Consider the following 26509-nt stretch of genomic DNA (forward strand, 5'->3'; position numbering starts at 1 on the left):
GAATGCGAGTACAAAAAGTATAAGTACTAGGGCGCATTTATTAGCGAAGCGTTATAAAACGCTTTGCTATATAAAGGAGTAGAAATGACTATATCGGTTAAACGGTATGACCCTCATAAAGCTTTAATTCAAAAGCTAGTTAGTGCACTTTTTTTAGAAAACTATGGTGATTTTCGAAGCCATAGCTTTATTAAGAATCATTACCTAAAGGTAAGCCTGAACAAAACAAATAGCCTATTATTCAATTGCGTTGAGCACAAAGAGCAGATGGTGCCATTTCAGGTTGTTGGTAATGAGATCTTGTTACAGAGTGAAGCGCATCCAGCCACAGCCATTGAGCTTGATTCGCTAATGAGCCATTTTGTCAGTGCAGATTGGTGGCCAAACTCAGATAGCCAAAGGATCATCTCAAAGTGGCAAGAAGTTTTATCAACTGTAAATATTTTGGCTCAGCCTGCACCTGTTCAAAGTCATGCAGAATTACTTGAATGGTTAGCGGTTGTTGTTGATAGACCCAATCACCCCTTCGCACATGCCAAAGCCAGCCTTCAGGACATTCTAACGCATTGGCACGGCCAGAATATTCACTGGTGGGCTTTTCCAAAGGCGAGCGTTTTCACTCGCAACGATGAAGATACTGTAAAAGCATTACTTGGGCAGCATGACGCTGCGGCAATCAATCACAAGTTAGCTGAATTACAAGGGGACTATATTGCACTTCCTCTTTTGCCCAGTCAGACAGCCAGTGCATTAAAAATTAAAGATGCCCATGACCTGTGTTTAGTAACACAGCTTGGGTATGCAACAAGTTCACTAAGAACCTTTTGTCATCAAGATGACCCTTCAGTTCACATTAAATTAGCGAGCATTGCCACTCCTTTAGGGGCAATGAGAACCATGCCTCCCCGTTATTTATATAATGGAGATTGTGCTTTTCAGTTATTACAGCAAATTGTAAGCCGCTCGACGTTTTTATCGGATCGAGTTGTTTTGTGTGATGAACAGGCTTGGTGGAGTCTAGGCGAAAATGCTGACATGCTGCAATGCAAAGGCGAGATTGGCTTCCAGATAAGGCGTTTTCCAAAATGCGGTAAGAAATTCACGCTTTCAATGGCGGCGTTAAATCACCCTGAGTCTTGGCATATCATTGAGCAAGAAGGAATTTGTCGAACAACACTTTTCAAAAATGTTTGTCGATACTTTGTAAAAATGGGGCTGGAATTCTTATATTTTGGGGTAGCGCCTGAATGTCATGGGCAGAATGTGTCAATCGCCATTAATAGTGAAGATGATTTTGTTTTTGTCTTACGTGATCATGATTCTTTAAGAATTTGCCCAGACCAGTTAGCTGTCCATCAACTTACTTTGCCTGACTATCAAATTAATTGGCAAACACCAAACACGCTGGTGTTACCAAATTTAACTGAGTTATCTAAATATTTCATCACACTTGGGTTGCAGGTAAATCTATATGCGTTGTCGCAAGCGTTTTCTCCTTACGAAAAAGAATCGCAGTTTTGGCAGCAATTGTCAGAAGATATTCAAGAAGCGCTCTCGGAGCTTAATAATGCTGTGTTTAGTAACTGGGCAGAGTCTAATTTTATTAAACAGCCTAGTTGGCCATTTAAAGAAATTTTAGCGCCGCTATTTAGTGCTTCAGATGACGTCACAGGTATGCCCAGTTCAATGGCTGTCATTGCGAACCCGTTATACGAGCTAAACACGGTAAAACCGGAGCAAAGTTGTGAAGCGCACTGAGCAACTTTGTATCGTACTGGCAACTCAGTTCTTAGTGGCCTTTTCACTAATGGTACTAATTCCTGTGATGCCAATATATTTGGAGCAGCTCTCGCAATCTAATTCGGTATCGGGTTTTGCGTCAGCAATGGCATTATCAGCGCCAGCTATCGGTGCGTTACTCAGTGCCCCCATGATTGGCATGTTTGCTGATAAGTTTCCATACAAGCCTGTATTTATGTATTCACTCACTGCTTATTTGGTGTCTTTATTTACCATGGCTTGGTCCGATTCTATCGCGCTTTTTATTGCTGCACGATTTTTATTGGGGTTGTCTGGTGTCGGCTTAATTCTTACTCTTTATTTCAGCCGGGAACTGACACTTAGCCAGGGTCGTCAATTAGCGCTACAGCAACAGGCCATTGCATTGGCCTGTTTAACAGGCCCTATTGTCGGTGGATTTAGCTTGCAGTCTGTTGGAATGGGAACTGTGTTATGGGGTGTCGCTTATTTATCTTTGATATGCCTAACAATATCAATATTTCTGCTGAAAAGTAGGGCTTTGTCTTATGACCATGAAGACCAGAAAGTTGAGACTGAAGTTGCAAAAAAAGCACCTTTATCTTCGCAGATCTGGGTTTGGTTAATCGCGGGGGCTTTATCTCATGCTGGTGCATTTGCGCTGGTTGTCGGATTTGCATTGTTTATGACACAAAACTGGCAAAGCGTTGATACGGCGAGTCAAATAGGCTTGATCCATGCACTTTCATGGTGTGGCACTTTCGCATTAGCAGGGTATTGGGGGCGCAAAATAGAGCAAAAGTTAAGTGCTCAAAGTTTTGCTTTAGGGGCATTAGGATGTGGTTTGTGCATCATTCTTATCGGTATTGCGCCTGCGCTTTGGATAATCGCTGTTTTAAGAATACTTCAAGGTTGCTTTTTCGCGTCCCAAACTCAGTGTTTTATTGCACAAATAAATGATATGAGCACTCAAGCTCAACAAGGAAAAGCGTTAGGTTTTGCTAAAAGCGCGCAAGTCGTCGGGCAGCTCTTAGGCCCCTTCGCTGTTGCACTTAGCTTTTCTTATTTCGGCGCCGAAAGCGCCTTATGGATAACCGCAGGCTTTTTTATAGCCGCAGCTGCTCTAGTGGCTTTTTTATTATGGTCACTACAAGTAAATTTTAAGGTAAAAACTCAATGAACACTCAATGGACACTACTTGAAACAAAACTGGTTGAACAGTATCTAAATACTTATATCAGAGAATTAGAAATAGACCTTCATCAGTCTGCTTATGAAGGGTCGTACCAATATGCTTTAAGGCTTGCCCACGACAACATATGCGTACTGTTTGATCTTCAGCATTTTTCGTTAACGGGTTACCACAGTTACAGCATGCCAATCGCTATTCTTGACTCAAAAAAGTCGACAATAGTTGAAGAGATTGATGTATTACTCAAACACCTTTGTCAGTCACTTGCAGTTATCAGTTCATCTGAGAAAGCGAGTCAATTTTATGAAAAGGTGAGTAATAGTGTGTACCACTGCCAGCAATATGTTAAGGGGACAAAAACAGAGCTGAGCACTCAGCAAACAAGAGAGGCTTTTATTGTCGCAGAGCAAGGCATGTTACTTGGTCACCCATTCCATGTGACCTCAAAAGCTTGTCAGGGGTTTGATGCTGACGACCTGACTCGATACAGCCCTGAAATGGGCGCATCGTTTAAGTTGCATTACTTCGCAGTGGCGCCACAGTTTTTAAAGCAAAGAGTGATTGAGTCTTACGAAATTCCTCTCGATCCAATCATGTTAGAAGAGTCAAAGGCTTTACTCGGTAAGCAGTTTGAAAAGTATCATTTGCTGCCTTGTCACCCTTGGCAGGCTAATTATTTGTTAGAAAATGAGCAGGTAAAATCTTTCCTGAATGATGGCCTTATGATCTCTCTTGGGCCGATGGGGGAAACCGTTTGGCCAACATCTTCTGTGAGAACAGTATTTGCACCTGAGCAAGGGTTATTCATTAAACTGGCTTTAGATGTTCGGATCACAAACTTTATTAGAAACAACCCGCCTAGCCATCTAGAGAGGGCTTTAGATGCCAGTGAAGTTATTGTTCAACAAAATCTTGAAGATGGGATCTCACGATTGAAGTTATTGCCAGAACTGGCATATCAAACGATTGAGAATGACGCATTGGCTGCATCTTTTGCTGTGCTTTATCGTCAGGGCCTTAATGACACTTTACGCTCACAAACTCGAATACTTGGTGCGCTAGTTGAAGAGTCTCCGATTGATGGGCAAATGCCTTTAACCGACTTCCTAAAAGAAGCGGCTTTGGCCCGAAACACTACGCTTAATACGTCTTTTCTAAGCCAATGGTGGAGCGCTTATTTAGAAGCGTCTTTATTACCGACATTAAGACTATTTGCTCGATCAGGCGTGAGTTTAGAAGCGCATTTGCAAAATGCGTTGATGTGCTTTGAGAATGGCTGGCCGAGTATGTTGGTTGTAAGAGATATGGAAGGATGCAGTATCTCCCAAGGCAAGCAACCAAATTTAAGCGTAAATAGTGCAGCAAGTTACTCGGAAGAAGAGTCTTGGTTCCGGTTTAAATATTATGTAGTTATCAATCATATTGCGCATGTTTTATCTGCATTAGCGCGTAATCATGCTATTACAGAGCAAACTTTATGGTCAGCAACTCGCCATTTCTTAGAGAAAGTTGATAGTCATGATGAAGCAAAATCATTGGCGGTTGCGCTACTAAACAGTGACACATTACCAGCCAAAGGCAATTTGCTTAGTACGTTACATGGATGCGGAGAAACACCTAAGTGGATTGAAATTAAAAACCCTTTACAGCTAGAAGAAAGTCGAGGTTCAAGAGCGCTTGCTGAGTCAGAAGGACGCGTCGTCACGCAATTAATTGAGGCACTCATTTATGAAAAAGTGCTTGTTCAAAAATGGCAAGATGAAAAGCTCATAATTGAATTAAGTGAACAGCTTAAATATGAAATGTGTGCCAAAAAAACAGCACATTTTGAGCGAATTCGTATTGAGTCTGATACGTTAACTCGCCACCAAGCAGGCCAAACGCAGGTTGTTTCTTTAAAGCAAGTTATGACAGATTTAGCTGAACTGGAACTGGCTGAAAATGATGTATGGCTCAGATTTTATGATGAGTTACACCATACAATGCAAAAGCATGCGCAAGTATTGGCTGCTACAGAAAACCAAACTACGCCTTTAAGGGAAATGGATTACGCACATTGCGAAGCCAAAATAACGAATGGTCACTTATACCACCCAAGCTTTAAATCGCGACTTGGCTTTACATTAGAAGATAACGCACTGTATGGCCCTGAGCTTGCCAAGCCTTTCAATTTGAAATGGGTAGCGATTGAGCTTACTGAGTTAAGTGCCAATTTTGGTGAAGGGTATAATCCTTACGCATTAGCAAAAAATCACTTTAATGATGGACAGCTTTTACAGATTGAATCTCAACTTCAAGGTTACAACACGAGCCTTGAAAAAGTCATGCTTATACCTATTCACCCTTGGCAGTGGCAGCATATTGCACAACTTTATTTCGTTGCTAATAAAGGGGTTTATCCGCTTGATGTAGAGGGACATCGTTATTTACCACAGCAATCAATTCGTACTTTAAGTGATTTTAGTGATGAGAAAGCTTTATCGGTCAAACTGGCACTAAGTATTACAAATACATCGACATCGCGCGTACTTGCACCTCATACCATTGCTAATGCTGGCATGATAAGCGATTGGTTATGTAATTTAGTGGCGCAAAGTGATGCTTGGTTGGCGGTCGCAAAGCCGATTATTCTCAGAGAAGTTGCAGGGGCAAGTGTTAAATCGAACCCATTACTCAGAGCCCAGTATGGTGCACTAGGTTGTATTTGGCGTGAGAGTATTTTTAAGTACATTAATAATGACGAATCGGCGGTGCCGGTCACAGGGCTGATGCAAGTTGATGTGGATGGCCAGCCTCTAATATCTCCTTGGATTGAGCAATATGGCCTAATTCCTTGGTTGAGTGAGCTCGTTGATAAAGTATATATCCCTGTAATGCATATGCTTTGGCAACACGGTATTGCTATGGAATCTCATGCGCAAAATATGTTGCTGATCCATAAGCAAGGCTTGCCTGTACAAGTGGCATTAAAAGACTTTCACGATGGCGTGAGGTTTAGTGTTGGGTTATTAGACAAGCCAGAGCTCTTACCAAACTTAATTGAATCACCCAAAGAGCATGCCAGAGTAAATCCAAACTCGTTCTTACAAACCGATTGTAAAGATGAATTGAGAGATTTCACGCAAGATGCTTTGTGTTTTGTGAATTTGGCTGAGTTGGGGTGGTTCTTAGAACGTCATTTTGAACTAGATGGTATTGCTTTTTGGTCTCTGGTGAAAAGCCGAATAGAAAGCTATCAGAGCATTCATACTCACTTAAGTGAAAGGTTCGAAGTATTTGATTTCTTTGCTTCAAAAATAGATGTTGAGCAGTTAGCGAGTCGTCGCTTTTTACCAGAGCAGCGTTTGAGGGTCATGTCGGTTGCAAACCCATTAGCACGAGCTGGGGGCAAGAATGACTAAAACGTCTTTGAAATTACGCTTAAAAAGTTCCTCAAGGTGTTTTGGAGTATTTAACTCCATACCAAGTACTGTCGCTATTGAGCAGTTAGCACTGGCAGGGTACGACTTTATTATTTTCGACTTAGAGCATACTTTGCATGACATGCGGGATGTTGAAAGTGTACTTCTGGCTGCAAGCTCTGCCTCACTCGATGTTTTAGTAAGAATACCATCTGGTCGACTCGATTTAATTGCGCCACTACTTGATGCTGGCGCAACAGGCATAGTCGCGCCAATGGTGGAAACGCAGTCAGAAGCTCAAGCTTTGGTAGAACGTTGTTATTACCACCCTTATGGTAAACGAGGGCTTAACTCCACAAGACTTAATGAATATGCCACACGTGATTTATCGCAAAGTTTAAATGAAGCGAATGAAAGCGTTGTTGTGGTAGCAATGATAGAGACAACACTCGGTGTTGAGAATGCCGCGTTGATTGCAGCGACACCAGGAGTAGACGCGCTATTAGAAGGTGCTGCAGATCTCTCTCAGTCACTAGGAGTGCCTTGGCAAACGCAGCATGAAGATGTTCGTCATGCAGTGACGCAAATAGCAGAAGCTTGTGAAGCACAGCAGTGCGCATTTCTGGCTATTCCTAGAACAACCCAAATGATGGCTTTTTGGCAGGCAAAGCAAGTAAGCAATTTTGTGCTAGGGGATGACAGATCAATTTTACGCAACGCCCATAAAGCCCATATCGCTGAATTCAAAAAGGAACTTAACAAGTGACTATTAATATAGAAAAAGTAGAGCGCTACATTGCAGCGCAATCAGAAGAAGTATGCGCTTTTATCTACGACTTAGAGGGCTTAAATAAGCATATTTCATCGTTGCTTAATCCATTACCAGAAAGCGTACAGTTTTATTACGCAATTAAGGCCAATAGTGATGAACAAATGCTTCAAGCTTTACTACCGCATGTATATGGATTCGAAGTCGCTTCTATGGGGGAGATCATAAAAGTTAGGTCAATAAGTAAAGATGTCCCCATCGCGTTCGGGGGGCCAGGCAAAACTTTGACTGAACTCAAAGCTGCACTAGAACACAATGTATCGCTCTTTCATCTAGAAAGCCAGCTTCAGCTTGATAGGCTGAATTGGCTAGCTAAACAGCAAGGTAAAGTCATTGATGTCCTGTTAAGAGTAAACCCTAGCTTTTCATTGCCAGATGCCACATTGCAAATGGCAGGTAAGGCAACACAATTTGGAATTGAGCAACCTGAGTTAGAGCTACTTCTCGAAAAGGTAGCTGACTTTGAACACTTGAATATTATCGGTTTTCATTTTCACTGTATTTCTAACAATCTGAATGAAACAACCCATATTAAAGCTGTTGAAAAGTATATTGACACCGCTTTGCAATGGCAGCAGCAGTTCAATTTATCGTTGAGCACGATCAATGTAGGCGGGGGAATAGGCGTGGCCTACCAACCTGAACAAAGGGCTTTTGATTGGTCTCATTACTGTGAGCAACTGAGCCTTTTGTTAAAGGATTATCCGTCTATAAACATTGCTATGGAGTGTGGTCGCTTTGTAAGTGCTTATTGTGGTGTGTATTTAGCTGAAGTTACTGATATTAAGAGTAATCATGGTGAAGCGTTTGCAGTTCTCAGAGGAGGAAACCACCATTTTAGGCTGCCATCCTCGTGGCAACACAATCATCCATTCAAAATAATTCCTCGAGAAGCTTGGCCTTTCTCATTTGCTAGACCAGAGCTATCTGATTCACCTATCACTTTATGTGGTGAGTTATGTACGCCAAAAGATGTTTTAGCAAAACAAGTACAAGTAGAAAATATTAGGGTTGGTGATGTTGTCATGTTCGAAAAGGCTGGCGCTTATGGCTGGCATATTTCTCATCATGACTTTTTATCACACCCTCATCCTGAGCGTATTTACTTATAGTTATTCATGGAGCTACCGCTTTTTTTAGTGGTAGCTCTTTTACCGGAAATATAAATTTTAAGGAAAAACGTATGCCGTTGAATAAATCGATTCATTTCTTATCTCCACATGATCTAAAACCTAACGAAGAAGTGTTACCAGAACGAGCAGTTTGGTTGCAAAAGAAGGTAGAACAAGAGCAGTTATGGAGAGTGCCAATTACTGTAGACAAACAGACTAATTCGATTATGGATGGTCATCATCGCCACTTGGTTGCATGCCGCTTGGGTTTAGCGAAAGTGCCATGCATCTTATTAGATTACGATGAAGTGAAGTTTATTAGCACTCACCCAAGTCGAGCGTTAACGCCTAAATGTGTCATTGAACATGCGAATGCCGGGAAGCGATTACCGCCTAAAAGTACGCGTCACCAATTTTCGCGTCCTTTACCGAATTGCAATATTTCTCTTAATCTATTAGTTGATAATGCTTCTTATTTAGAATAGTATGTCCCCGAAATATAAATAATAATCTTTTTTATTTTTAAGGACTAAAATGATTTACCAAAAATCTCTGCTATGTATCAGCATCTCTTTATTACTAGCAAGTGCATCAGAACATGTTCATGCAGATGACATAGAGCATATCGAAATTCGAGCTGAACGTATGGCTTCGGATCTTAATTCGATAGCACGAAATGTATCTGTGATTGATGAAGAAATGCTGAATACGCAGTTTTCAAGTGCACAAAACATAGCAGAAGTGTTGGCTAAAACGGTGCCGGGAATGGCACCTCCTACTCCAGCATTGACCAATTTTGGTACAACGCTGAGAGGTCGTAACGCATTGGTATTGATCGATGGCGTGCCGATGAATACCAATCGCAATATTTCTCGAGATCTTCATAATCTTCACCCTTCGCAAGTAGAGAGAGTCGAAATTTTCCGCGGCGGTAATGCACTATATGGAAGTGGTGCGACGGGTGGCGTAATCTATATCTACACGAAAAGTGGCCAAGAAGAGAATGAGGCTACATCGAGTGTAGAGCTGAAAAATGGCGCATTTACACTTTCTCAATCACTGTCAGGACAAGTTAACGACTGGTTATATCGTGTCGCGGGGAGTTATGAAAAAGTAGATAGCTTCTCAGATGCAGAAGGTGATAGGTTGGCCGTTGAACCGAGTCAGGGTGATACATTCGATAGCGATATTTATAGTTTCGATATCAAGGTCAGTAAGTCGTGGGATCAGCAACAACTATCAATGTCTTTACTGAGTTATGTGCTGGAGCAAGATACTGATTTTGCCTCAGATCCAAGTATTAAAAGTCTACCTTATATCAACAAGGCACAATCGATTAAAGGTTTACAGTTAGACAAGCAAAACCAAATTAATAATTTGGTTTTTAATATCGGTTATCAAAACCAACTCACTGAGCAACATGCACTTTCTGCAAATTTGTATTATCGAGATTATGATGCGCGCTTTGCGCCATTCGATGGTCGACCATTTGCAACCTGGAACCATTTGGCACAAACCTATCTTGAAAGCTCAAACTTCGGTGCAAAATTAACGGTTAATTCTAAATTAAGCGATACGATTGAACTTGATTGGGGTGTTGATCTTCAAGATGAGCGCAGTGAGATGCCCGTCACCACATATGATGGTGAGGTATATGACAATAGTGGTTTCTTGGTGTTCAAAGAAACGGGTGACAAAGCATTCGTACCAGAAATTAGTCACCAGACATCTGCTGCCTTTATTCAGGTTAGAGCTGAGTTGACGTCTGAATTTGGTCTAGAAGGTGGTGTAAGAACCGAGCGAATAGATGCAAGCTTTGATAGCTTCAATACACTTGGCAAAAATATCGCTATCTCAGGCAGTAGTTATGAATATGACTCAACCGTTTATAACTTAGGTGTAACCTATGACATCAATGACAGCCACACCGTTTATGCTGCATTTAATGAAGGTTATGAGTTGCCTGATATAGGTCTGCAAATTCGTTATGCTTCAAGTCAGTTTGATTTGAGCCAATCCTCACTAAAACCAATAGAGTCTTCAGATAGAGAAATTGGTTGGCGAGGTGAAATTGGTGCATTCGATTTTAGTGCCGCTTACTTTATCTCTGAATCTGATCTAGGCAGAGTGAAAAGTGAAGGTATGGGCTTGTCAGTCAGCCGAAACGAGGTTGAAATTGATGGCGTTGAATTAACTTCTGCTTGGGACATCAATCAAGATTTAAGCGCAGAGTTTAGCTACAGCAAAATAAATGGTGACGAAAAAGCCCAAAATGCCGATGCATTTCAGCAAATGAACGGTTTTAGCATTCCACCAAGCAAATTCACCGCACAGCTAAATTATGACATTTCTAGTGCGTGGCGAGCTAACTTAACAGTGATGCGCAGTGGTGAGAAAGACTACCGAATTGATGCGAAAAATGCATTTGGTCGCAGAGAAGTAACAAGTTACACCATTGTTGATTTCAATTCCCAGTTAGAGTTGGAACAAGGCGTACTGACTTTTGGTATTGAAAATGTGTTCAATAAACAGTATTTCCCTGTTTATAGTCAGCTACAAAGAAATGGTAACAATACCAGCTCGATCCCGGGTAGAGGCCGCACTTTCTCGATGAAGTACACCTATAATTGGTAATTGCTATTCATGCAGAATAACTTTGATGTTTCATCAATTTTAAGGTTATTGTAAAAGCAATAGCATAACTAGAAGCAAGCTTTACTTTGTTGTAAAGCTTGCTTTTTTATTTTTAAAAAATGCATTTATTGTTTACCACTTCTCTAAATTCAATCCATCAAAGTGAATAATTTACTTAAACTAACTCTTCATTATCGAAGTTCAGTTTTACATTGAGATGAAGGTTAAAAAGTTAACTTTAGTTTTGGCGAAAACATAATATATGAAATTTTTAAAGATGATTTATGGCTACAAAATCTGTATAAACACAGAAAATTTGAATGGGGATGAATATGACTAACATCGCAATTTTTGGCGCCAATGGCCGAATGGGCAAAGTGTTGTGTGAAGCAGCGCTTATTTCAGGTAATACTTCACTCGCGGCGGCTTATGTACGTGACCAACATGATTTAATTGGCTCTAAAGTGCAGCATTTTATTAATCAGGGTGAAACGAACGTTGCTTTCTCAACAGAAGCTGTGATTGCCGAAGACGTCGATGTAGCCATTGATTTCACTTTACCTGCGGGTATGAAAAAGCACTTAGCAACAGCGCTAGCGCGTAAAACACCTTTAGTGATTGGCACAACAGGTTTAACCGCTGAAGATATGACTGAGCTTGAACAAGCGGCGAAACATATTCCTATCGTGTTCTCACGTAATTTCTCTGTGGGTATTAACTTATTAGAAAACCTTGTAAAACAAGCTGCAAAAACGCTGAGCGATGATGTAGACATTGAAGTGTTCGAGTTGCACCACAGACATAAAATCGATGCCCCATCGGGGACTGCTTTAATGATTGGTGAAGCGATAGCTGAGGCTAAAGGCTGGGATCATGATGAAGTTGCTATCTTTGATCGTAGTCAAGATGAGCATGAAAAATCTCAAAAAGAGATTGGCTATTCTGTCATGCGTGGCGGTGACATAGTAGGTGAACATACGGCTTATTTTGCTGCAGAAGGCGAAAGACTTGAATTAACGCACAAAGCAAGCTCTAAAATGACCTTTGCTAAAGGCGCTGTAAGGGCTGCAGCCTGGTTAAAGGACAAGCCTGTTGGACTTTATACTATGCAAGATGTGCTAGGATTTAGATAGAAAAGTTACTTTTTTAACCGTTTCAAGTAAAAAAACAGTTAAAGGGGATATTTTTAATTTTTTAAGGTTTTCTCATAGACCTTTCTCAAGTTTTCATCTAAAATACTTGGAATTTGCCAAATTTTTATAAGTGGCGTGTTACCAAGCGCTTTTTAAACGGGTATTCCGGCTTTGTTGGCTGGGTCCCGTTTTTTACCATTAGGAGGTTAACTTGACTAAATCCGCTCTGTTAGTCCTAGAAGACGGCACAGTGTTCCGCGGTACAGCTATCGGTGCTGACGGTATGTCAGTTGGTGAAGTTGTATTCAACACTTCGATGACTGGTTATCAGGAAATTTTGACTGATCCATCGTACGCAGAACAGATCGTAACTCTGACTTACCCACATATCGGTAATACGGGTACTAATAGCGAAGATGAAGAAGCGAACAAAATCTGGGCTAAAGGCCTAGTAATTCGTGACTTACCTTTGCTTGCTAGTAACTTCCGTAACGAGCAATCACTAGATGATTACTTAAAGCAGCGCAATATTTTAGGTATCGCAGATATCGATACACGTAAGTTAACGCGTATTTTACGTGATAAAGGCGCGCAAAACGGTTGTATCATCGCTGGTGATATTGACGAGCAAAAGGCACTAGAAGCTGCACAAGCTTTCCCGGGCCTAAAAGGTATGGATTTAGCCAAAGTTGTGTGTACAAAAGAGCAGTACACATGGAACGAGACAAGCTGGACGCTTGGCGAGGGCTTTAAAACACTTGCTGATGAAGATGCAAAATTCCACGTTGTTGCTTATGACTTCGGTGTGAAGAAAAACATCCTTCGTATGCTAGTAGACCGTGGTTGTAAACTAACAGTTGTTCCTGCAGAAACCTCCGCTGCAGACGTGTTAGCACTAAACCCAGATGGTATCTTCCTTTCAAATGGCCCTGGTGACCCAGCGCCGTGTACTTACGCAATCGAAGCAATCAAAACTTTCCTTGAAACAGACACGCCAATTTTTGGTATCTGTTTAGGTCACCAGCTTTTAGCCCTAGCTTCAGGCGCGCAAACGGTGAAAATGAAGTTTGGTCACCACGGTGGTAACCACCCGGTTAAAGACCTAGACCGTAATGTTGTTATGATCACTGCGCAAAACCACGGTTTCGCAGCAGATGAAGCAAGCCTACCAGAAAACTTACGTGCGACGCACGTATCGTTATTCGATGGCACATTACAAGGTATTCACCGTACTGATAAGCCAGCATTTAGCTTCCAAGGTCACCCAGAAGCGAGCCCAGGTCCTCACGACGCTGCGCCACTGTTCGACCATTTCATTGAACTAATGCAAGCACGTAAAGCGTAATTAGAGCGGAGTAACCATGCCAAAACGTACCGACATACAAAGTATTCTAATTTTAGGTGCAGGCCCGATCGTTATCGGTCAGGCGTGTGAGTTTGACTACTCAGGCGCGCAAGCTTGTAAAGCACTTAGAGAAGAGGGTTACCGAGTTATCCTAGTTAACTCAAACCCTGCAACTATCATGACTGACCCAGAAATGGCTGATGCGACTTATATCGAGCCAATTCACTGGGAAGTTGTTGAACGTATCATTGAAAAAGAAAAGCCAGATGCTGTACTACCTACTATGGGTGGTCAGACTGCGCTTAACTGTGCACTTGACCTAGACAAGCACGGCGTACTTGCAAAGCACGGCGTTGAGCTAATCGGTGCAACAGCAGATGCTATCGACAAAGCAGAAAACCGTGAGCGTTTTGATGCAGCGATGAAGGCCATTGGCCTTGAGTGTCCTCGCGCAGAAATCGCACACTCTATGGATGAAGCACGTGACACGTTAACGCGTATCGGCTTCCCATGTATTATTCGTCCTTCTTTCACCATGGGTGGTACCGGTGGTGGTGTTGCTTACAACATGGAAGAATTCGAAGAAATTTGTACACGTGGTCTTGACCTTTCACCTACAAGCGAGCTTCTTATTGATGAAAGCTTACTAGGTTGGAAAGAGTACGAAATGGAAGTTGTTCGTGATAAAAACGACAACTGTATCATCGTATGTTCTATTGAGAACTTCGACCCTATGGGTGTTCACACAGGTGACTCAATCACTGTAGCACCAGCACAAACGCTAACTGACAAAGAATACCAGCTAATGCGTAACGCATCGATGGCAGTTCTTCGTGAAATCGGTGTTGAAACTGGTGGTTCAAACGTACAGTTTGGTGTAAACCCAGCTGATGGCCGTATGGTTATCATTGAGATGAACCCGCGTGTATCTCGTTCATCTGCACTTGCTTCAAAAGCAACAGGTTTCCCAATCGCGAAAATCGCTGCAAAATTAGCAGTAGGTTACACGTTAGACGAGCTTCAAAACGACATCACAGGTGGCGCAACACCTGCATCGTTCGAGCCGTCAATCGACTACGTTGTAACTAAGATCCCTCGTTTCAACTTCGAAAAATTCGCAGGTTCTAACGACCGTCTAACGACTCAGATGAAGTCGGTAGGTGAAGTTATGGCAATCGGCCGTAACCAGCAAGAGTCACTTCAAAAAGCACTTCGTGGTTTAGAAGTTGGTGCAACTGGCTTCAACCCAATTGTTGCGCTTGACGATCCGAATGCAAATGAAAAAATCGTACGTGAACTTCGTGAGCCAGGTGCAGAGCGTATTTGGTATGTTGCTGATGCAATGCGTCATGGTATGAGCGTTGAAGATGTATTCGAACTGACTAAGATTGACCGTTGGTACTTAGTGCAAATCGAAGACATCATCAAAGATGAAGCAAAAATCGTTGAAGGCGGTATGGCTGGCCTTAACAAAGATTTCTTACGCCGCTTAAAGCGTAAAGGTTTTGCTGATGCACGTATCGCTGAACTACTAGGTGTAAGTGAGTCTGAAGTACGTAAGAAGCGTCATACGCTAGAAGTTCTTCCTGTATACAAGCGCGTAGATACGTGTGCTGCAGAATTTAGCTCAGACACGGCTTACATGTACTCATCATACGATGAAGAGTGTGAAGCGAACCCATCTGACAAAGACAAGATCATGGTTATCGGCGGTGGCCCTAACCGTATCGGTCAAGGTATCGAATTCGATTACTGTTGTGTACACGCAGCCCTTGCAATGCGCGAAGACGGCTACGAGACTATCATGGTTAACTGTAACCCTGAGACTGTTTCTACAGACTACGATACATCAGACCGTCTATTCTTCGAGCCAATCACGTTAGAAGACGTATTAGAAATCGTACGTGTTGAAAAGCCAAAAGGTGTTATCGTGCAGTACGGTGGTCAAACACCACTTAAACTAGCGCGTGAACTTGAAGCGAATGGTGTGCCAATCATTGGTACTTCTCCAGATGCAATCGACCGTGCAGAAGACCGTGAGCGCTTCCAGCAAATGGTTGAGCGTTTAGATCTTCTTCAGCCTGAAAACGCAACGGTTACTTCACTAGAAGAAGCAATTGCTAAATCAGCTGAAATCGGCTTCCCACTGGTTGTACGTCCTTCGTACGTTCTTGGTGGTCGTGCGATGGAAATCGTATATGACGAAGACGATTTACGTCGTTACATGACTGAAGCGGTACAAGCATCAAACGAAGCGCCAGTACTACTTGACCGTTTCCTAGATGACGCGATTGAAATCGACGTAGATGCTATCTGTGACGGTGAGCAAGTTATCATCGGTGGTATCATGGAGCACATCGAGCAAGCGGGTGTTCACTCAGGTGACTCAGCATGTTCACTACCAGCTTACTCTCTAAGCCCTGAAATCCAAGACCGCATGCGTGACCAAGTAACACGTATGGCGTTAGAGCTTGGTGTTGTGGGTCTGATGAATACGCAGTTTGCTGTTAAAGATGGCGAAGTATACCTAATCGAGGTTAACCCTCGTGCAGCACGTACTGTTCCATTTGTATCTAAAGCAACGGGTGTTGCATTGGCTAAAGTAGCAGCGCGTTGTATGGCAGGTCAGTCTCTTGCAAGCCAAGGCGTAACGAAAGAAATCATTCCTCCTTACTACAGCGTTAAAGAAGTGGTACTTCCATTCGCTAAGTTCCCTGGCGTTGACCCAATGCGTGGTCCTGAAATGCGCTCAACAGGTGAAGTAATGGGTGTGGGTGACACATTCGCTGAAGCATTTGCTAAAGCACAGCTTGGTGCAGGTAACGTAATGCCACGTGGTGGTCGTGCGCTACTTTCAGTTCGTAACAGCGATAAGAAACGTATTGTTGAGCTTGCTCGTACAATGCGTGAATTAGGCTTCGAACTAGATGCAACTGGTGGTACTGCTAAAGCACTTGAAGAAGCGGGTATTGAAGCACGTCGCGTAAACAAGGTTTACGAAGGTCGTCCTCATATTCTTGACCGTATCAAGAATGGCGAGTACAGCTACATTGTAAACACGACTGAAGGTCGTCAAGCGATTGAAGATTCTAAAGTACTTCGTCGTGGTGCACTACAAGGCAAAGTGAACTACACAACAACGCTTAACGCTGCATTTGCTAACTGTAAAGCAAACTCTGCAGATGACCGTGCAACGGTTTCTTCAGTACAAGAACTACACAAGCGCGTAAATTAATTGTCGAGGCATTGCCTAGTCTATGCAACGTGATATAGACTTAGTCAATTAATTGAAATATTAAAGCCCGGTTTTACCGGGCTTTTACTTCTTGTACTTCTGGGAAAGAATGACAATGCAACAAACTCCGATGACAGTACGTGGTGAGCAATTACTACGTGAAGAGCTAAACGAATTAAAAACAGTTCGTCGTCCTAAGATCGTGGCTGACATTGCGGAAGCCCGTGAACACGGTGACTTAAAAGAAAACGCGGAATACCATGCTGCACGTGAAGAGCAGGGGTTCTGTGAAGGTCGTATTCAAGAAATTGAAGCAAAACTGTCGACTGTACAAATCATTGACGTTACTAAGATGCAAAATAATGGCAAAGTTATTTTCGGCTCAACAGTGACAATCGTGAATTGTGACACAGACGAAGAAACAACTTACCGCATCGTGGGTGATGATGAAGCAGACATCAAAAACAATCTGATTTCATTTAACTCGCCAATTGCACGCGGTTTGATTGGTAAAGAGTTAGATGATGCGGTAACCATCAAAACACCAAACGGTGATGTTGAATTCGAAATTATTGAAGTTCAGTACATCTAATTTCTTACTCTAGATACTCTGAAAGCCAAGCATTAGCTTGGCTTTTTTTATGTGTAATCACGTGTAATTGCTAAATCTACAAGATGATTTAAAGTTAAAGCGTAAAAATCAATAATTAATACCAATCCGCAATAACACTTAATCATTTTGAGGGATTAAACCTGATGATAGCGGCGTTAAAGATTTCTCATTTAGAACAACTAAATAACGAAATATTTGCCTTGCTATCAACGAGGTTTTCTTGCCTCAAAATAGATCACTTACTTAAGCGGATTGGTATAAAAGACTAAATCATTTTTAGGGATCAAAGCGGTCACAATCAGTATTAGAAATTGCCTATCCAACACTGTATGGATGCAGTAGATAGAGCAATGTAGAAGCAATAAAAAAGCACAATTAAATAGCAAGTATTCAGCTTGTTAAAGATAAGTTTTATTTGCTTCTGATAACGCATTTTATTAAGACAATTGGTGTAACAGGGAACGTATACTATGGTTGCAAATACTCACCTTCAATTTTCGTTACAACATCATTTTTTTGATGCATTACTTGATAAAGTATCGGGATCTATTTCTGCTGAGACACTGACTTCTTCGCATCAGCCCCGCAGTTTTTCATTGCATGACAGTACAATAACTGCAAGTCCTGTCGTATATCTGGGTGCTAACATTTATCAGCGCGTAGGTGAGCAGTATGAAAAATTTGAGGCTTTGCTTGTTTGTCCTGAGAGCGGCATGAGGTTTTTGTCGCTTGAAAACATCAATGCTTACTTAAAAGAAAAAGGAATAACAGCATCTTTCGTGCAATTAGATGAGCAGCAAGCTGTTTTTCCAAGTTTTTGTAAACGAGATTACTCTATTGTCCTTTCGGCACTTTTACAGCAATGGTTTAACTTTGGGCCATTTGGATTTCATGTGGAGTGGTTAACCGAAATGCCAAATTACAATGCTAATTATATAGCTAAAGCGCTGTTATACATTGATAAAAGTTTATCTACTAATGAATGGCTTTTGGGCTACGGGGTTCATTCAAAGCTAATTCCAAAAGGAGATACAGAGCCTTCTATAAATTGTCTAGTGAACCAATTAGACATATGTCGTCCAATTGTGATTTTAGATGCCCATGCACCGATTGCGTATATTAATGATATTGCTGCTGAGTTGATATTTGATGTAATGTCAAAACGTAAGCAAAGTGCATTTAAAAATAGGGCAACCTTCGACAAATTACTTAAAAAGCAGGGTGGCTTATTTGATGAACAGTTACTCTGGCTTGTTGAAGCATTGCCTTGCGAGCAGATCCAACAGTATGCTTATCGGATCATGAAGACCATTGACGATAATTTGCAAAAATGTTGCGAGTTAGGTATTACTCACCTGTTTTTAAATGACAACCACGTATTTTCTCAAAGCATTATTGATTATTACCAATCTTTGTCTTTGCCAATAACTATTGAACAGCAACAATTTGACCGTATTGATTACTCAATAACTAAGCCTCGACAAGTAAACTTTCCTTTCGAGCCTTTGTCTCCAATGCGCATCCTTTCAACTTCATTTGGTAAAAGTTGTTTGCAAAGGGAAGAGGCTGTGACCGAACTTAGTCGTCATTTTGAAAATGACACGCTCAGACAGAGTAAAGCAAGTGAATACTTGTTGCTTAGTCACGACCCAATGACCGTTTCTAGTGAAGATATTTTACATTGCAAAGTATTGAAAAAGATAAGCTAGAATTGAAATGACTCGTTATTCAATTCTAGCTTGATAAGCCGCTCATAGTATTTCTAGAAGAAGCAAAACTTGTTAATAAAGTTTTGTTACTTGCCTTCGGCTGGTTCTTGCTTGTTTATCACCAAGCCCCTTCATTAGGCATATCAACCCATGGCTGTGATGGTTTTAGCGCATCCCCTTTTTGTAATAGCTCTATAGAAATTCCATCTGGGGATTTTACAAATGCCATATGTCCGCAGCGCGGAGGGCGGTTTATGGTGATACCCGCATCCATCAATTTTTGGCACAGTTCATAAATATTCTCAACGGCAAAAGCTAAATGACCAAAATTCCTGCCGCCAGTGTACACTTCGGTATCCCAGTTATAGGTCAGCTCGATAGTGGGGCTAAATGTATCTTTGGCCATTTCTAATTGGCCGGGGGCCGCTAAATACACCAAAGTAAAACGACCGGCTTCACTGTCATAACGCTTAATTTCTTGCAGGCCTAATAAGTCGCAATAAAACGATAAAGACGCCTGTAAATCATTGACTCGCACCATAGTATGTAAGAATTCCATACCACTCCCTTAACTGATTAATTGATTTTTAAACATTTACTTGTAAGTAATTTATCTCATTGATTGAAAAATCAGGTAAATGTTCTAACTTAAATAAAATACGCTTAGCTTAACGGACTATACTTATTTCGGATAGCCTAGATAAGTATGAAAGGTTTTTTGATGACCAAAGGAACAATTGCGACCAACAACAATGTAATAGACAGCATGGCTGATATTGTTGCTTGTTTGAATACCAGCGACTCCATTCAACGCTTTTTACTCGACATACATTGTATTTTACAAAAAGTAACTTATGCAGATAATTTCTACGTTGTGCTTTTTAAAAGCAATGGGGAGTTGTCATTTCCTTACTTCCATGATGTTAAAGATGATATTCGGGCTGAAGACTTAGAAGACATTAAGTTTGAGCAGATCAAAAAAACGCTCACAGCCTATGCGCTTGAGCAAAAGACAATTTGTAACTTTACTGACGTAGAGATTAACCAGTTAATTGACTCCGGTGCACTGCAAGTACTTGGAACTGTGCCGCAGCAGTGGCTTTGTTTTCCACTTAATAATCGCAACCACTTCTTGGGTGCTTTTATCATCCAATCTTACCGTCGTAATGATGAATACTCAGGGGTGATCGTCGATGTACTTTACACCATTAGCCATGTTATTTCTTCTGCGCTTGATGCATTTAATAACCAACAGGCATTGCTAGAAGCCAATCAGACTTTACAAGATTATCAAGCTGAACTTGAAAAACATGTTGCCGCGAGAACCAAAGAGCTTCAGCAAAGCTTAGAAGACTTGCAGCATGAGGTTGAGAAAAGTGAAAAGCTTCAAGCACAGCTAGAATATGAATCGCTTCACGATAATTTAACTAACCTAGCAAATAGAAAGTACCTTTTTAAAGAGTTATCTCGTTTAGCATCTAAGTCAGAGCGAAATAAAATAGAAGTCTATGTTTTATATTTAGATTTAGATGATTTTAAACCCATAAACGACGAATTTGGCCACAAAAGTGGAGATATAGTTTTAAGAACGGTTGCAGAGAGGTTGACCAGCGAAGTAAGAGGATATGATTTGGTTGCTAGAATTGGTGGTGATGAGTTTGTGGTATTACTCATGGAGCCACTCCACTTTGGCGTGTTAGATCAACTTTGCCAAAGGCTGCTTCGTAGTATTCAGCAGCCTATCGCTTTAGATCATGGGCAAGTAGTGAATTGTGGCTGCAGTATCGGAGTCGCAGGAAATTATACCCAGCAATTCACGGCTGAAAACCTATTGCATCAAGCAGACCAATCGCTATATGAGGCTAAAAACAAAGGTAAGAATCAAGTTCATTTTGCCATGAGTCATGAACAATAGGTTTAACTTGCTTTATCTTTTAGTTGCTTTAGGATCGAATACAAACGTTTCCTAACTATCTTGATATGATTTTAAGACTGTTTCTGCTTTTTTTATTGCTTTCTCCGAGCTTGGTGAAAGCCATCGAAGTACTTGATTTATACGAAAGTACGCTCTTCATTAATGATAAAACACGCTCTAGTCGAGTAGAGGCTAGTCAAGCGGCTCTGAGTAATGTCATTAAAAAATTGACTGGTAAGTCTGAAATAAGCTCACACCCTTTGATCCGCCAAGCTAAAAACTCAATTTCTGACTATATGTTGAAATATGAGTATTTAGAAACGCGCGAGGGCGAACTGCAAATCAAAGTAAAATTTGAAGCGCAAAAAGTTGAAGAACTTGTTCGTGATGCCAATTTGCCACTTTGGGGAAATAGAAGGCCTAAGATTGCTATTTGGCTTGCAATTGAGGATGGTTTGCGTCGAGAGTTTGTTACTCAAGAGAGTTATCCGCAGTTAGAGCGCCTTATCTACGACACAGCACAAGATTGGGGCGTGCCAGTGGTTGTGCCACTGATGGATTTAGAAGATAGAAGCAAAGTCGGTATTGCTGAGGTTTGGGGGAATTTTTCTGAACCAGTTGAAATAGCGTCTATGCGCTATCAAGCTGAGCGTGTGATCACTGCGAGAATGTTTAAGCCTGAAGGCAGCGATTTCTGGCAGTTAGAGTGGCGTTACACCGATGCTGAACTATTTGAGTCAAATCAACTGGTTGGCGATAAGCAGCAGGTGCTGATCCAAATGGTTAATCATTTCTCAGATGCTTTGGTGAAGCAATTCGCTATTGATCCAAATAAAACGTATGCCTCAGCAAGTTCAGTACTGACTGTCGATAAACTCTCTGACTTTGTAACCATAGAACAGGCGAGAAGACAGCTTATTAGTATCAGTACTGTGGTAGAAGTAGATGTTATTGAGCGCACAAATGATGCGGTGAAGTTTTTAGTTGAACACACTTCAGATGTCACTGACTTGGTTAAAGCGATAAAACTCGAGCGAAGCTTTACACCATTTGTAGATCCGAGAGCATTTTATCAGTTAGAAGATAGCCATAACCTTAAGTATTCTTGGGTAGGCGAATAATGCAGTTAGAGCCAATGCAAATGGCTTTGCCAGTGACTTTACCTGACGATGAAACATTCAGCGCCTATTTTGGCGGGGAAGAGTCACTTGAGGTAAATCATTTAAAGGCGACATTAGAAAATCGCAATGAAGATTTTCAGTTTACTTATCTATGCGGCTTAGCTGATTCAGGTAAGTCTCACCTACTTTATGCCACCTGTATTGCAGCGCAAGAGCTAGGTTTATCGACCATGCTTTTGAGCCTGCGAGAAGTCATAAGTTTTGGCCCTGAAGTATTAGAAGGCTTAGAGTCTTTAGATGTGTTGTGTATCGATGACGTGCATTTAGTTGCAGGTGTTGAAGTGTGGGAAAAAGCGCTATTTAACTTTTTCAATCGCTTTAATGAAAAAGGTAAGTGTTTAGTGGTCACGGCAGACTTGTTGCCAGATATGCTACACATCAACCTACCTGATTTAGAGTCTCGTTTGAAGTGGGGCACAACTTTCCAAATTCGCTCTATGAGTGATGATGATAAGGCTGAAGCATTAGTTAAACGTGCCAATATGCGAGGCCTTGAATTAAGCGATGAATGCGCGCGTTTTTTACTGACTAGATTAAGCCGTGATATGCGCGCTTTACTCGATATTTTAGACAGACTCGATCATGCATCCATGGCTGCACAAAGAAAACTCACAATTCCTTTCATAAAAGCCACTTTAAAACTGTAGAAGGGCTAGAATCCAGCCCTTGCTTTCAGTTATCATTGTCGATTAATAAACAGCAAATTACCTCAATAAAGATCAGGTAGAAAATGAACTTAGAGAATATCTTAGCCGAAGCGCTTGAAGCCGTTTCGAGCGCGAGCGAAATTGCGCATCTAGAAGATGTACGCGTAAAATACCTTGGTAAAAAAGGTGAGATCACAGGTCTTTTAAAGACTTTAGGTAAATTGGCACCAGAAGAGCGTAAAGACGCAGGTGCAGTGATCAACAAAGCTAAAACGCAAGTACAAGACGCAATCAACGAAAAGAGAGAAGCACTGGTTGCTGCTGAGCTTGAAAAGAAACTCGCTGCAGAAACAATTGATGTGACTTTACCAGGTCGTGTAATGCCGACAGGTGGCATTCACCCAGTAACTCGTACAATTGAAAGAATTGAAACTTTCTTTGGTGAGTTAGGTTTTGCTGTTAAATCTGGTCCTGAAGTTGAAGACGACTTCCACAACTTTGATGCACTGAATATTCCTGAGCATCACCCAGCACGAGCTGATCACGATACTTTCTACTTTAACCCTAAGTTGGTTTTACGTACGCAAACAAGTGGTGTACAGATCCGTACTATGGAAACTGAACAACCGCCACTACGTATTATCTCTCCAGGGCGTGTTTATCGTAACGACTACGATCAAACACACACGCCAATGTTCCACCAAGTTGAAGGCCTAATGGTTGATACTGACGTGAGCTTTACTGAACTGAAAGGTATTTTGCACGACTTCTTACGCAACTTCTTTGAAGAAGATATGGAAATCCGTTTCCGCCCATCTTACTTCCCGTTTACAGAGCCTTCAGCTGAAGTAGATGTAAAAGGTAAAAACGGTAAATGGTTAGAAGTATTAGGTTGCGGCATGGTGCATCCAAACGTACTTAAGTCTGTTGGCATTGATCCAGAAAAATACACTGGCTTTGCATTCGGCATGGGCGTTGAGCGTTTAACTATGCTTCGCTACGGTGTGAACGACCTACGTGCGTTCTTCGAAAATGACATGAAATTCCTTAACCAATTCAGATAAGAGCGAAAAGAAATATGAAATTTAGTGAAAAGTGGTTACGTGAGTGGGTAAATCCAGCTATCGATACCGAGGCTCTTTCTGAACAACTTTCAATGGCCGGCCTTGAAGTTGATGGCGTAGACGCTGTTGCTGGTGACTTCAGTGGCGTTGTAATTGGTGAAGTGGTTGAATGTGGTCAACACCCAGATGCAGACAAATTACGTGTAACAAAAATCAATGTAGGTGAAGACGAGCTGCTAGACATCGTGTGTGGTGCAGCAAACTGTCGCCAAGGTCTAAAAGTTGCGGTTGCTAAAGTTGGCGCAGTATTACCGGGCGACTTCAAAATTAAAAAAGCAAAGCTTCGTGGCCAACCTTCTCACGGCATGTTATGTGCGTTTGAAGAGCTAGGCATGGCTGAAAGCTCTGACGGTATTTTAGAACTACCAGAAGACGCACCAATTGGCCAATGTATTCGTGAATACTTTAACCTTGATGACGTGACAATCGACGTTGACCTAACAGCAAACCGCAGTGACTGTTTAGGTATTAAAGGTCTTGCACGTGAAGTTGGTGTATTGAACAGTCAAGACGTAACAGAAGTTGAGATTGCTGCAGTTGAGCCAACAATTGAAGACACGATTAATATTGAGCTAGTAAACAGCCAAGCTTGTCCTCGTTACTTAGGCCGTATCATTAAAGGTATTAACCTTGAAGCGACAACACCGCTTTGGATGGTTGAAAAGCTTCGTCGTTCAGGCGTACGTTCAATCGACCCAGTTGTTGACGTAACAAACTATGTATTACTAGAGCTTGGTCACCCAATGCATGCATTTGATTTAGCAGCTATTGAAGGTGGTATTAAGGTTCGTAACGCAAACGAAAATGAAGAGCTAGTGTTACTTGACGGTAATACTGCAAAACTTAACCCTTCAACGTTACTTATCGCTGATGAAAACAAAGCGTTAGCAATGGCGGGTATTTTTGGCGGTGAAGGTTCTGGCGTAAAAGAAGGCACGCAAGACATCTTACTTGAAAGTGCATTCTTCGCACCATTGGCGATTGCAGGTCAAGCGCGTAGCTACGGCTTACACACAGATGCATCACACCGTTATGAGCGTGGTGTTGACCCTAAACTGCAACGCGATGCCATGGAGCGTGCAACAGCATTACTTCTTGAGATTGTAGGTGGTGAAGCAGGTCCAGTTGTTGAAGCAGTATCTGAAGCAGACTTGCCTGCTGAAAAATCAGTAACACTTCGTCGTGAGCGTTTAGACCGTGTTATCGGTTATCACATTGAAGATGCTAAGGTAACAGATATCCTAACTCGCTTAGGTCTAACGGTTGAATTTGCAAACGATACTTGGAGCGCACAAGTGCCAAGCTACCGTTTCGATATCAGCATCGAAGAAGACCTAATCGAAGAAGTAGCACGTGTATTTGGTTATAACAACATTCCAAATGTTGCGCCAAAAGCATCACTGAAGATGACGACGCATCAAGAAGCTAAGCTTCCGGTTGCTAAATTCAGAAATGAGCTAGTTGCACGTGGCTACCAAGAAGCGATTACTTACAGCTTCGTTGACCCTAAAGTACAACAGCAACTTCACCCACAAAGCGATGCATTAGTATTACCGCACCCAATTTCGATTGAAATGTCGGCAATGCGTGTAAGCTTACTGACAGGTTTAATCAATACGGTTGTATATAACCAAAACCGTCAGCAGTCACGTTTACGCTTCTTTGAGCATGGCTTAAAGTTCTTAAAAGATGAGACTGCAGAAAACGGTGTGAGTCAAATCGCGGTTCTTGGCGGTATTATTTACGGTAATACACATAACGAGCATTGGTCAATTGAGTCTAAGCCAGTTGATTTCTTTGACGCTAAAGGCGATGTTGAAGCGCTGATCGCTTTAACAAATGACGTAAGTCGTTTCTCGTTTAAAGCTGAAGCAAATGATGGCCTTCACCCAGGTCAATCAGCGGCGATTTACCTTGATGACAAGAAAGTTGGTTTTATTGGTGCTGTTCACCCTCAACTTCAAAAGTCTCTTGGTTTAAACAATACGGCGTTTGTTTTTGAAATTGAAGCAGATGCATTGGTTACTCGTAAGCTGCCAGAAGCGGTTAGCGTGTCAAAATTCCCATCAAATCGCAGAGATATTGCTATTTTAGTTGCGGATGACGTAAAAATAGGCGATATTTTAAATAGCATTGAGAAAGTTGGCGGAAATCAATTAGTTGACCTAAACTTATTCGATGTGTACAAGGGCAAAGGTATTGAGCCGGGCTTTAAGAGCCTAGCGATTGCTCTTACATTGCAAGCGGCTGATAAAACGCTCGAAGAGAATGATATCAACACGCTTGTAGAAAACGTGGTGGCAGAACTTGCCAACAAATTTAATGCATCGTTGAGGGACTAGATATGGCGCTTACTAAAGCAGACATAGCTGAACACCTATTTGAAAAATTGGGGATGAACAAAAAGGATGCCAAAGACATAGTTGAAGCGTTTTTTGAAGAAATCCGCTCAGCGCTGGAAAAAGGAGAGCAGGTAAAGCTTTCTGGTTTTGGCAACTTTGATCTAAGAGACAAGAAAGAGAGACCAGGACGTAATCCTAAAACTGGAGAAGATATTCCAATCTCTGCGCGTCGTGTTGTAACTTTCCGCCCTGGGCAGAAGTTAAAGACACGTGTAGAAGTGGGAACAAGCAAAGAATAGCTTATCTAGTCTCACCTGATTTATAAAGAAAACCCTAGCG

19 protein-coding genes are annotated in these 26509 nt (G+C 41.7%); 18 read left to right on the forward strand and 1 reads right to left on the reverse strand.

The annotated features are described in order from the left end of the window. The first annotated feature begins 84 nt into the window (after positions 1 to 84). From ACH784_RS05020 to ACH784_RS05075, 12 genes are all read left to right on the forward strand, one after another. Complete coding sequence (locus ACH784_RS05020; RefSeq protein WP_404393894.1) at positions 85 to 1758, forward strand: IucA/IucC family protein; 1674 nt, start codon at positions 85 to 87, stop codon at positions 1756 to 1758. Further along, complete coding sequence (locus tag ACH784_RS05025; RefSeq protein ID WP_404393895.1) at positions 1745 to 2938, forward strand: MFS transporter; 1194 nt, start codon at positions 1745 to 1747, stop codon at positions 2936 to 2938. The genes ACH784_RS05020 and ACH784_RS05025 overlap by 14 nt, the downstream gene beginning before the upstream one ends. Continuing rightward, a complete protein-coding gene (locus tag ACH784_RS05030; RefSeq protein ID WP_404393896.1) occupies positions 2935 to 6351 on the forward strand; it encodes an IucA/IucC family protein in 3417 nt (1138 codons plus the stop codon). Before ACH784_RS05025 ends, ACH784_RS05030 begins: the two co-directional genes overlap by 4 nt. Continuing rightward, the gene (locus ACH784_RS05035) at positions 6344 to 7117 is read left to right on the forward strand and encodes an HpcH/HpaI aldolase/citrate lyase family protein (RefSeq protein WP_404393897.1); all 774 of its coding nucleotides are present in this window, start codon (positions 6344 to 6346) and stop codon (positions 7115 to 7117) included. Before ACH784_RS05030 ends, ACH784_RS05035 begins: the two co-directional genes overlap by 8 nt. Continuing rightward, entirely contained in the window at positions 7114 to 8292 is a 1179-nt protein-coding gene (locus tag ACH784_RS05040; RefSeq protein WP_404393898.1) for a type III PLP-dependent enzyme, read from the forward strand. Before ACH784_RS05035 ends, ACH784_RS05040 begins: the two co-directional genes overlap by 4 nt. 71 nt (positions 8293 to 8363) lie before the next feature. Next, entirely contained in the window at positions 8364 to 8777 is a 414-nt protein-coding gene (locus tag ACH784_RS05045; protein WP_404393899.1) for a ParB N-terminal domain-containing protein, read from the forward strand. A 49-nt stretch (positions 8778 to 8826) separates the two neighbouring features. After that, the gene (locus tag ACH784_RS05050) at positions 8827 to 10926 is read left to right on the forward strand and encodes a TonB-dependent receptor (RefSeq protein WP_404393900.1); all 2100 of its coding nucleotides are present in this window, start codon (positions 8827 to 8829) and stop codon (positions 10924 to 10926) included. Positions 10927 to 11252: 326 nt separating this feature from the next. Beyond that, entirely contained in the window at positions 11253 to 12059 is an 807-nt protein-coding gene (gene dapB / locus ACH784_RS05055; RefSeq protein ID WP_404393901.1) for a 4-hydroxy-tetrahydrodipicolinate reductase, read from the forward strand. Between the two features lie 211 nt (positions 12060 to 12270). Further along, complete coding sequence (gene carA / locus ACH784_RS05060) at positions 12271 to 13404, forward strand: glutamine-hydrolyzing carbamoyl-phosphate synthase small subunit (protein ID WP_138568079.1); 1134 nt, start codon at positions 12271 to 12273, stop codon at positions 13402 to 13404. A gap of 16 nt (positions 13405 to 13420) precedes the next feature. Further along, entirely contained in the window at positions 13421 to 16639 is a 3219-nt protein-coding gene (gene carB, locus ACH784_RS05065; protein WP_404393902.1) for a carbamoyl-phosphate synthase large subunit, read from the forward strand. 115 nt (positions 16640 to 16754) lie between these two features. Continuing rightward, a complete protein-coding gene (greA, locus tag ACH784_RS05070; protein WP_058030556.1) occupies positions 16755 to 17231 on the forward strand; it encodes a transcription elongation factor GreA in 477 nt (158 codons plus the stop codon). Between the two features lie 491 nt (positions 17232 to 17722). Then, a complete protein-coding gene (locus ACH784_RS05075) occupies positions 17723 to 18961 on the forward strand; it encodes a hypothetical protein (protein ID WP_404393903.1) in 1239 nt (412 codons plus the stop codon). Positions 18962 to 19079: 118 nt separating this feature from the next. Here the strand turns inward: ACH784_RS05075 and ACH784_RS05080 are convergent, their stop codons facing one another. Then, complete coding sequence (locus ACH784_RS05080) at positions 19080 to 19520, reverse strand: VOC family protein (RefSeq protein WP_404393904.1); 441 nt, start codon at positions 19518 to 19520, stop codon at positions 19080 to 19082. A gap of 162 nt (positions 19521 to 19682) precedes the next feature. Here ACH784_RS05080 and ACH784_RS05085 point away from each other — a divergent pair, with 162 nt between their 5' ends. The 6 genes from ACH784_RS05085 to ihfA all read left to right on the forward strand — a co-directional run bounded on the left by ACH784_RS05085 (position 19683) and on the right by ihfA (position 26469). Beyond that, positions 19683 to 20876 (forward strand): diguanylate cyclase, encoded by a 1194-nt coding sequence (locus ACH784_RS05085; RefSeq protein WP_404393905.1) that lies wholly within the window; start codon positions 19683 to 19685, stop codon positions 20874 to 20876. 65 nt (positions 20877 to 20941) lie between these two features. Beyond that, positions 20942 to 21997, forward strand: coding sequence for a DUF2066 domain-containing protein (locus ACH784_RS05090; protein WP_404393906.1), 1056 nt, complete (start codon positions 20942 to 20944; stop codon positions 21995 to 21997). Next, the gene (gene hda, locus ACH784_RS05095; protein ID WP_404395195.1) at positions 21994 to 22704 is read left to right on the forward strand and encodes a DnaA inactivator Hda; all 711 of its coding nucleotides are present in this window, start codon (positions 21994 to 21996) and stop codon (positions 22702 to 22704) included. The genes ACH784_RS05090 and hda overlap by 4 nt, the downstream gene beginning before the upstream one ends. Positions 22705 to 22787: 83 nt before the next feature. Beyond that, positions 22788 to 23768, forward strand: a complete 981-nt coding sequence (pheS, locus tag ACH784_RS05100) for a phenylalanine--tRNA ligase subunit alpha (RefSeq protein ID WP_058030551.1) — start codon at positions 22788 to 22790, stop codon at positions 23766 to 23768. Positions 23769 to 23782: 14 nt separating this feature from the next. Beyond that, entirely contained in the window at positions 23783 to 26170 is a 2388-nt protein-coding gene (pheT, locus tag ACH784_RS05105) for a phenylalanine--tRNA ligase subunit beta (protein ID WP_404393907.1), read from the forward strand. 2 nt (positions 26171 to 26172) lie between these two features. Further along, positions 26173 to 26469, forward strand: a complete 297-nt coding sequence (gene ihfA, locus ACH784_RS05110; RefSeq protein ID WP_058030549.1) for an integration host factor subunit alpha — start codon at positions 26173 to 26175, stop codon at positions 26467 to 26469. Positions 26470 to 26509: the final 40 nt, after the last annotated feature.

Origin of the sequence: Pseudoalteromonas phenolica, assembly GCF_044788725.1 — a bacterium.
Lineage (GTDB): Bacteria > Pseudomonadota > Gammaproteobacteria > Enterobacterales > Alteromonadaceae > Pseudoalteromonas > Pseudoalteromonas phenolica_C.

Coding starts and splice junctions, on each gene's coding strand:
- ACH784_RS05020 (WP_404393894.1), top strand. CDS start 85: ATGACTATATCGGTTAAACGGTATGACCCTCATAAAGCTTTAATTCAA.
- ACH784_RS05030 (WP_404393896.1), top strand. CDS start 2,935: ATGAACACTCAATGGACACTACTTGAAACAAAACTGGTTGAACAGTAT.
- ACH784_RS05035 (WP_404393897.1), top strand. CDS start 6,344: ATGACTAAAACGTCTTTGAAATTACGCTTAAAAAGTTCCTCAAGGTGT.
- ACH784_RS05045 (WP_404393899.1), top strand. CDS start 8,364: ATGCCGTTGAATAAATCGATTCATTTCTTATCTCCACATGATCTAAAA.
- ACH784_RS05050 (WP_404393900.1), top strand. CDS start 8,827: ATGATTTACCAAAAATCTCTGCTATGTATCAGCATCTCTTTATTACTA.
- dapB (WP_404393901.1), top strand. CDS start 11,253: ATGAATATGACTAACATCGCAATTTTTGGCGCCAATGGCCGAATGGGC.
- carB (WP_404393902.1), top strand. CDS start 13,421: ATGCCAAAACGTACCGACATACAAAGTATTCTAATTTTAGGTGCAGGC.
- greA (WP_058030556.1), top strand. CDS start 16,755: ATGCAACAAACTCCGATGACAGTACGTGGTGAGCAATTACTACGTGAA.
- ACH784_RS05075 (WP_404393903.1), top strand. CDS start 17,723: ATGGTTGCAAATACTCACCTTCAATTTTCGTTACAACATCATTTTTTT.
- ACH784_RS05080 (WP_404393904.1), bottom strand. CDS start 19,520: ATGGAATTCTTACATACTATGGTGCGAGTCAATGATTTACAGGCGTCT.
- ACH784_RS05085 (WP_404393905.1), top strand. CDS start 19,683: ATGACCAAAGGAACAATTGCGACCAACAACAATGTAATAGACAGCATG.
- ACH784_RS05090 (WP_404393906.1), top strand. CDS start 20,942: ATGATTTTAAGACTGTTTCTGCTTTTTTTATTGCTTTCTCCGAGCTTG.
- pheS (WP_058030551.1), top strand. CDS start 22,788: ATGAACTTAGAGAATATCTTAGCCGAAGCGCTTGAAGCCGTTTCGAGC.
- pheT (WP_404393907.1), top strand. CDS start 23,783: ATGAAATTTAGTGAAAAGTGGTTACGTGAGTGGGTAAATCCAGCTATC.
- ihfA (WP_058030549.1), top strand. CDS start 26,173: ATGGCGCTTACTAAAGCAGACATAGCTGAACACCTATTTGAAAAATTG.